This window comes from Bacteroidota bacterium (assembly GCA_030017895.1).
GTDB lineage: Bacteria > Bacteroidota > Ignavibacteria > UBA10030 > BY39 > JASEGV01.
Map to the genome: position 1 here is coordinate 24,797 of JASEGV010000037.1, position 6,621 is coordinate 31,417.

Annotated in this window: 8 protein-coding genes; all 8 read right to left on the minus strand. The window is 39.3% G+C overall.

Annotated elements, in window-relative coordinates:
* Nucleotides 1-51 precede the first annotated feature (51 nt).
* The gene (locus tag QME58_08560; GenBank protein MDI6803884.1) at nucleotides 52-1,812 is read right to left on the minus strand and encodes a 4Fe-4S binding protein; all 1,761 of its coding nucleotides are present in this window, start codon (nucleotides 1,810-1,812) and stop codon (nucleotides 52-54) included.
* A gap of 15 nt (nucleotides 1,813-1,827) precedes the next feature.
* A complete protein-coding gene (locus tag QME58_08565; GenBank protein ID MDI6803885.1) occupies nucleotides 1,828-3,648 on the minus strand; it encodes an NADH-quinone oxidoreductase subunit NuoF in 1,821 nt (606 codons plus the stop codon).
* 36 nt (nucleotides 3,649-3,684) lie between these two features.
* Complete coding sequence (locus QME58_08570) at nucleotides 3,685-4,071, minus strand: (2Fe-2S) ferredoxin domain-containing protein (GenBank protein MDI6803886.1); 387 nt, start codon at nucleotides 4,069-4,071, stop codon at nucleotides 3,685-3,687.
* 12 nt (nucleotides 4,072-4,083) lie between these two features.
* Entirely contained in the window at nucleotides 4,084-4,554 is a 471-nt protein-coding gene (locus tag QME58_08575; GenBank protein ID MDI6803887.1) for an NAD(P)H-dependent oxidoreductase subunit E, read from the minus strand.
* Nucleotides 4,555-4,567: 13 nt separating this feature from the next.
* The gene (locus QME58_08580) at nucleotides 4,568-5,122 is read right to left on the minus strand and encodes an ATP-binding protein (GenBank protein MDI6803888.1); all 555 of its coding nucleotides are present in this window, start codon (nucleotides 5,120-5,122) and stop codon (nucleotides 4,568-4,570) included.
* Between the two features lie 49 nt (nucleotides 5,123-5,171).
* Nucleotides 5,172-5,909 carry a PHP domain-containing protein gene (locus tag QME58_08585; protein ID MDI6803889.1) on the minus strand — a complete coding sequence of 246 codons (738 nt, stop codon included), beginning with the start codon at nucleotides 5,907-5,909 and terminating at the stop codon, nucleotides 5,172-5,174.
* A 2-nt stretch (nucleotides 5,910-5,911) separates the two neighbouring features.
* A complete protein-coding gene (locus QME58_08590; protein ID MDI6803890.1) occupies nucleotides 5,912-6,253 on the minus strand; it encodes a DRTGG domain-containing protein in 342 nt (113 codons plus the stop codon).
* 14 nt (nucleotides 6,254-6,267) lie between these two features.
* A partial coding sequence (locus tag QME58_08595) for a T9SS type A sorting domain-containing protein (protein MDI6803891.1) occupies nucleotides 6,268-6,621 on the minus strand: 354 nt, incomplete at its 5' end.

Genomic DNA, 6,621 nt, shown 5'->3' on the forward strand with positions numbered 1-6,621 from the left:
TTTATTTTTTTTGTGATAAAAAATTAAACCTGCTGAGTAGTTACTTTTGTTTTATGAGATTAGTCCTTCTAATTCAGCAAGTATCTGAGCATCTGTAAATCCGTGACCTGTCATTGCAGACGACGGGCATGCTGCAACGCAAGTTCCGCATCCTTTACAAAGAGCTTCGTTGACGTGCGATAGTTTTTTATCAACTATAAAATCTATGGCTCCATAAGGACATAAGTTGTTACAAATTCTGCAACCACTGCAGTAGTCGTCCTGCACCATTGCTCGTACGGGATCAATTTCAACTTCACCTTTACAAATAAGCGAAAGAATACGGGCAGAAGCAGCGCTTGCTTGTGCGACTGTATCAGGTATATCTTTGGGACCTTGAGCACAACCAGCTATAAATACACCTTCAGTGGTGGTTGCTGTAGGGTCAAGTTTGGGATGCCGCTCAAGGAAAAATCCATCGGGGCTTTTGCTGATCGAGAAGAGTCTTCTAATTGAATCTACATCCTTTTGTGGTTCGATAGCATTACAGAGTACCACCATATCCACGGGTATTTCGCGGAATTTTCCGATAAGTGTATCCTCACATCTTATCAACAGATTACCTTGCCCATTGCCTTGCCATTTTGATTCTACAACTTCTGCGGCTTTTCCACGAATCATTGTTATACCTTCATCGAGAAGACGTGTATAAAATTCTTCATATCCTTTTCCAAACGCGCGCATATCAATATAGAATTGGTAGATGGCGGAATCTGTTCTATCGTGAACAAGATGTGCAAATTTTAATGCGTACATACAGCACACTCGCGAGCAATAAGCATGATGATTTGTATCTCGAGAACCAATGCAATGAATAATTCCGACAGCTTTTGGTTCTTCTCCATTCTTCAAAATAACTTTGCCACCTGTAGGTCCAGTTGAATTTAGCATGTGCTCGAACTCAAGAGATGAATAGACATTGTCGAGCGTGCCATAGCCGTATTGTGCCATTTTTGTTGCATCAAAAATATTAAAGCCCGTTGCCACCAAAATCTGACCGACATCTATTTCAACAATCTCATCTTCCATTTTGTAATTGATAGCTTGTGGCTCACAAACTTTTGCGCATGTTTCGCAGCCATCGGTTTTAAAATGTATACACGACTCTTTATCTATAACCGGGACGCGCGGAACTGCTTGCAATGTAGGAACATAGATAGAAGTTTTAGGTCCGAGAATAAATTCAGGTATTTTACCTTTATATTCTTCGATTATCATTTTGATATGTCCAGTCGGACAAACGTGGGCACAAGCACCACAGACGATACACTGTTCGGATTTTTGATCGAATGGTAAAACAACTTCACGGGCAATACCACGATTTGCAAAGCCGAGAACTTCTGCTTTTACTAAATCTTTGCATACATTTACGCACAAACCACATAAAATACAGGCATCACTTGCCTCGTCACGCTCGAGACTATCGAAACGGATTTCTTTAACCCCTATTCGCTCAGCCATTTCTTTGACCACTTTTACATTGGGCCAACGGGAAAGCATTAATTCCATTAAAAATTTTCTAATCCACCGGATATTTTCAGAGTCTGTTAGAACTTCAATTCCATCTGTAACGGGATAATTACACGCTGTTACGATGCGGCTGCGTTTTCCACGAATTACTTCAACGCTACATATACGACAAACTGCATAAGGTTCTATCAAGTCGTTATAGCACATTGTAGGAATCCATACACCTGCTTTTTCTGCGGCTTTCAATATTGTGGTCTCTTCTTGGACTTGAATTTCTATTCCGTCTATTTTTAATGTAATCATATTTTCTCCTGATTTTTAGTCGACATAAATTGCATCGAATTTACAAACATCAAAACAGATCCCGCATTTATCGCACTTGGTTGGATCAATTCTGTGCTCTTTCTTTATCTCTCCAGTAATTGCAGTTTGTGGACAATTTTTTCTACAAACACCGCATCCATGACCTTTTTCAATACATATCTTGCTGTCAATTGTATAAGTAATCAACGATTTGCATGTATGCGCTGGACATTTTTTATTTTTGACGTGGGCTTCATATTCTTCGCGAAAATATTTTATTGTTGTTAAAACAGGATTTGGTGCCGTACCACCAAGCGCACACAACGACGATTCAACAATCAATCTCGAAAGCTCTTCCAATTTTAACAGGTCGTCTTCGGTCCCTTGACCATATGTTATTCTTTCAAGAATATCAAGCATCCGTTTTGTACCTTCACGACAGGGGATACACTTACCACAGCTTTCTGACTGAACGAAATCAAGGAAGTACCGCGCCATATCCACCATACAATTATCTTCATCAACTACGACCATACCACCTGATCCCATCATTGCACCCGCCTTCAACAGCTCATCAAAATCGACAGGCAGATCGAGAAGGCTTTCCGGTAAAAATCCACCCGAAGGACCGCCAGTTTGCACTGATTTGAACTTCTTATTATTCTTTATCCCTCCGCCAATATCATAAATAATTTCTCTCAGTGTGATTCCCATCGGAACTTCTACAAGTCCGGTATTATTAACTTTCCCGACGAGTGAGAAGACTTTTGTACCAGTACTTCCCCCGTCACCATTCTTGCCTCGCGTTCCAATAGATGCAAACCAGTTTGAACCACGTAAAATTATCTGTGGGATGTTTGCCCACGTCTCAACATTATTGATGATAGTTGGTTTGCCATTAAGTCCTTTCTGGGCGGGATAGATATATTTTGCTTGGGCTTCGCCAGCAAATCCCTGGATAGAACGAATCAAAGCGGTTTCTTCACCACAAATGAAAGCACCTGCTCCACGGTGAACTTCAATTTCAAGGTCCATTCCTTTTCCCAGAATGTTTTGGCCTAGTAAACCATATTCTTTCGCTTGTTCAATTGCTATGTAGAATCGTTTCAACGCTAAGGGGTATTCCATTCTGACGTAAATGTAAGTTTGCTTTACACCCAAAGCATAAGCACCGATGAGTACACCTTCGATGACTGAATGCGGGTCGCTTTCAACAATACTCCTATCCATGAATGCGCCTGGGTCACCCTCATCGCAGTTGATGATAATAAATTTCTCATCACTTTGTGTATTGAAAGCAACTTCCCACTTTAATCCTGTAGGAAAGCCACCACCACCTCTACCGCGAAGACCGGATGCTTTAACTTCATCAATGACCTGTTTTGGAGTCATCATTGTTATGGCTTTTGTGAATCCTTTGTAACCATCCCGGGCGATATATTCATCAATATTTTCCGGGTCGATTAAACCTCGATTACGAAGTGCGATCAACATCTGTTTTCCGAAAAATGGTATATTGGACATTATAGGTATCGGTTCTTTTGTTTCCGGTGGAGTGTACATGAATTTTTTAACCGGCCTGCCTTTAAGGAAATGCTCCTGAACTAAAAAAGGAACGTCTTCGACACGCAGTTTCTGATAAAATATTTCATCCGGTTGAACCACTACCAATGGACCTACAGCGCAGAAACCATTGCAGCCGGTAGGAATCACAGCAACCTCTTCATGGAGTTCGTGTTTTCTGATTTCCGTTTTAAAAGCTTCTAATAAATTAAAAGCTCCGTTAGAAACGCATCCTGTTCCTGTACACAGCATAACATTTAATCTGTATGGCATTTCTTATTCCTTTTAACTATTGTTTAAAATATTTAATTATCCAACTCGTTCACTACCAATTGCCAGTGCATAATCTTTTACTGTTTTGCCATTGACAACATGCTCAGCAAGGATTTTTTTAATCTTGTCTGCGGTCAGGTCAACATATTTTACAGGTGCTTGACCGAAGAGTTCGACTGTTGCCATTGGCTCACGACTGCAAAGTCCTGCACAGCCAGCAGTTGTAACAGTTATATCTTTGATACCTAGTTTCTCAACTTCAACAAGTAATGCTGTGAGTACTTGGCGTCCACCGGCAGCAATTCCGCAAGTTCCCAGATGAATGGTAACCTTACCTCGATTTTCGCCACTTTCACGCAAACGCAATTTGGCGACTGCTTTTTCTCTTAATTTGTCGAGTTCTTCAATTGTTAATTTTGGCATTTTCAATTCTCCTCATCCGTACTTTTTAAGAATTTTTGTTACTTTACCTGCTGTTACTTGTCCGTGCAAATCACTACCAACAGTAACAACTGCTGCAAGTCCACAACAGCCCAAACATCGAACAGCTTCAAGTGAATACTTATAATCTTTCGTTGTATTGCCCACTTTCACATTCAATTCTCTTTGGAACTGGTCAATAATTTTCGGTGCACCTTCGACATGGCATGCTGTTCCCATGCAAACCTGAATCAAATGTTTGCCGCGCGGTACAAGCGATAATCCCTTAAAGAAGGTGGCAATGTGAAAAATTTGTGTTATTGGTGTTTGTATTTGATTCGATAATTCTTTCAATACTTCTTTGGGAAGATAATGGTACTCTTCCTGGGTGTCTTGGAGTATTTCGATTAAGAAATGTGGGTTGCGTTTCCATTTGTCGACAATACCACCAACCTTCGAAACATCAACTGTTTGTTGTTCAGTCATAGTTTTTCTTCCTTTATTTACTTATTTGTGTTGGAAAATTTTTCATGTTCTCATTAATATAATTTTTTATGAATATTAATACGTCCGTTGAGTTTATGTTAATATCTTTTAAATGTTGTTTGATTTCTTTTGTTTCAAAGTTAAACTTATTTCCGTTTCGCTCATGTATATACTTGATTTCTATCTCAGGATTACCTGCAATAAGAGCAACAATTGTTTCTGCCATACTTCCGAGCGGCTGTCGGTCGATATGACTTGATTGAAATATTGTACTCACATATGTTCCTTTTCCGGGCACTGAATCAATTGTCATAGAACCATTTGCCATTTTTGCTGCCTGGTTAAAAAACGGTAAACCTAAACCAACTCGTCTTGTGGTTCTACTTGTAAAAAATGGGTCTGTTACTTTTTTTACTTCTTCCGGCGTCATTCCTTTTCCATCGTCTATAATTTCAATTCTCAGTATATCTTTCCTTGTGTCTTCTAAAATTTTAATTTCAATATTTTTAGCACCTGCGGCAATCGAGTTTTCAGCTATATCGAGTATATGTAGTGATAAATCTTCCAAGTTAGATTTCAGATTTCAGATTTCAGATTTTGACATACATGGTTTGTGCTTATGCATTAATTCTTCGGTCATCTTCATTCTTTAGTGCCTTTCTTATTTCTTCGAATGTCGGATTTTCTATCCAAAACTCTGTCGTACATTTTCCAATATCGTCTAGCATATGTGCATCTGAATTTTGAATGAACGTGTAATTTTGATATTCGGGAAACTTTTTTCTTGCTTCTGCATAACTGAGTCTGGTCGATATTTCCAGCGCATCGAATTCCAACGAGATTGGTATAAAACCTAACTGACCTATGACGCTGTAACTTTCTCTATCGATGTGCGATGCAATTGCTAAACCGCCGAGTTTGTGCACTCTGTTCACAATTTCTTCGATGGCTAAGTCGACTGCACCGATGAGCAGTTTATCGTTGAAACCGAGCACTTCATCGAACTCATTTCCAACAACCTGCAAACCGAAAACATCCGGGTTATTTTTGCCGTGAAGTTTTTCATAAACTTTTGCCTGCATCTCAAACACAGTTTCGAGATTTTCAAAGAGCGCCAAAATGTGAATTTCTTCCCGGCTACATATTTCCATTCCGGGCAACACTACCACTTCTTTACCTTTTGCAGCTTTAACCAAAGCAGGAACATTTTCCGCTGAATTATGGTCGCAGATTGCGATTATATCTATATTATTTGTAAGAACTTGATTTATGATTTTTTGCGGTGTCATCTTTAAATCGCCGCAAGGCGATAAGCACGTGTGAATGTGCAAATCTGCCTTAAATGTTTTTAACATTTCTAAGTCTTACCAATTCCAGACTCGTATAACTTGCCCACCAGTTGAAAAGCCGGGAGTTTGCTCACCAATATCGGTATATTTTCTTCCTTGGCTTTCTTAAGTGTATCTTCATTCGGCTCTCTGCCTTGCACTATGATGATGGCAGCTACTTCTTTCAAAACCGCAACCGCAACAATATTTACGTGAACTTGCATAGTAACCCACACATCACCCTTTTGGGCATTATTGATTACATCGCTCAGCAAGTCGCTTACGTAACCGCCGGTGATTTCAGTATCCAATGTATTTTCGCCGCATCGGATTATTAGGCTTAATTTTTTAGTTAATTCTTTTAGTTTCATTTGTTTTCTTCTTTTTACTTTGCTAAGAGCATTTTCTTAACAGAAAAATAATTACCTACTTGTAATGGTTCGACTGAACTCACCACAAGCTTATAAAAATATAAACCGCTTGAAAATTGAGAGGCATCCCACTCAACTTCATAATAACCCGTTTCTTTATATCCATCAACTAGTTGTTCGACTTCCCTGCCTAATACATCATAAACCTTTAAAGTTACATAACTAGCTTCTGGCAGTGCGTAGCCTATTTGTGTTGTTGGGTTGAATGGATTAGGATGGTTTTGTTCTAATACATATTCCGCCGGAATGTTATTATAACTATTTTCTAACTCACCTTCACCCGCTTTATAAAATTCACAAGGTCTTGG